Source organism: Paenibacillus sp. 01T422 (genome assembly GCF_056398785.1).
Genome location: NZ_JBFTQB010001174.1, coordinates 1 through 1,572, shown reverse-complemented (window position 1 = coordinate 1,572; position 1,572 = coordinate 1). Strand labels below are relative to the sequence as shown.

Sequence of the window (1,572 nt, the reverse complement as noted above, 5' to 3'; positions counted from 1 at the left end):
CCCCTGGTTGGATGACTGTTAGTGTGCCGGCATGCAGTGGATACAATTGATCGCCTACAATATAAGAGCCTGTTCCTTGGAGTACAAAATAAAATTCGTAACCATTATGGGCATGCAACTGCTGCTGATGGAGCGGCGACTTGCGGAACTCGCAATGCACAGGATAATTCGCCAGAAATTGATTCGTAAAGTCGTCAATGGCGTAAGCACGGACTGTCGCAGGAATCGTTGAGCTCACGAAATTCGCCTCCTTGTTGACACTAACTGCATTTACTATAAGAGATTGGCTCGTGAAAAGACAAGCCCTAACAGGAAAGTGGGGGTGGAGGAGCTGCAAAGGAACATGAGCTGCTGGACGTCAGCTTACGGACAGAGTAGCCCTTATTGCTAGGAATTCAGGCTCTGTGAAATTCTAACGGACGCCAGAGCAGCTATTCACAATAATAGTGTGAAAAATGGCTGTGAAATGGGCGAATAACGACACTGGAGTCCATTAGCGTTAAGAAATGGGGGATTTAACAAGATTAACGGCAGTGAGGTCCGTTAAATGAGGCGAGACTTTGCGCCCCCCAATCCGGTGCCGTCAAGGCTCTTGCTGACGGACTCCCCACAACGCTGTGTGAGAAGTCGATTGTGTATAGCTAGCAGCTAGCTGCCCAGCTGCCGCTAGATAACTGAACCGCTCTTTTGCCCTTGGAAGCTGTCGCGCTCAGCCCGCGAAATAAATCGCAGCCAGAAAAACAAGCTGCAAAATCGTGCGGACCGGCAGAGCAGGCGTAGGCGCGCCGGCAATCGTTAAATGATTGCGGGCCGCGCGCACATTGGCAGGGAACATCGCGACGAGCAGCACCATCAGGCAGATGGAGGCAGCCCGGGATGTAGCCGGGAACAGAATGCCGATTGCAGCGGCAATTTCCAGCCAACCCGTGACGGTGATGATGAAGTCAGGTCTCGGGAAAGCCGGGGGAACCATGCGGATGAGGTCAAGCCTTCTTTTTCCCCAATGAGCAGAGGCAGTTAGAAGCAGCATGACGGCGACAGCGCCCTGCAGAGGAGTATGCCAACCCTGGAAATGCGATAATCCGAGCAACCCGAGCACCCAAAATATGAAATAGGAGACAATCAAAGCATACAAAGGAATCATCTTAAATCCTCCTTCTATTTTTTCAGTAATTGTGTCATCATACCGGCGAAATCTTCGATCTGAAACCCGCCAGTTACCATCGGAATTGTAGAACGGACGCGTAATCCGAGGGAAAGAAGAACAAACAAGTCCGCTGTTTTATCAGCATCGACCGTTTCTGGAATAACGCCGTGCGATTGGCCTGTGACGATCCATTCCTTAGATACTTGCACGGAGCGTTCATAATACAGCTTGAGCGTTTCGGCAACTGCTGGCTGCTCTTCTTTTCCGAGCAAGTAAATCAGAACTTTGTTGGTTACCTCCTGCGCATCGTCCAGTGCTCGGAGATTTTCAAGGATTTTCCCCATAGGACCTTCGAATGTAGCGCCTCCTTGTTTTACAACATCCTGGAAACGTTCATTCGTTGCATCCAGCCGCTCCTGCAGCAC

The 1,572-nt window shown here is 50.6% G+C and carries 3 protein-coding genes; all 3 read right to left on the bottom strand.

The genetic code is table 11. The features are described 5' to 3' along the window. On the bottom strand, window positions 1–238 hold a 238-nt coding region (locus tag AC1DUA_RS36875; RefSeq protein WP_477504446.1), incomplete at its 3' end, for a cupin domain-containing protein. A 471-nt stretch (window positions 239–709) separates the two neighbouring features. Beyond that, complete coding sequence (locus tag AC1DUA_RS36870) at window positions 710–1,144, bottom strand: DoxX family protein (protein ID WP_477504445.1); 435 nt, start codon at window positions 1,142–1,144, stop codon at window positions 710–712. Window positions 1,145–1,158: 14 nt separating this feature from the next. After that, window positions 1,159–1,572: TetR/AcrR family transcriptional regulator (locus AC1DUA_RS36865; RefSeq protein ID WP_477504444.1), on the bottom strand; the 414-nt coding region annotated here is incomplete at its 5' end.

Coding starts and splice junctions, on each gene's coding strand:
- AC1DUA_RS36870 (WP_477504445.1), bottom strand. CDS start 1,144: ATGATTCCTTTGTATGCTTTGATTGTCTCCTATTTCATATTTTGGGTG.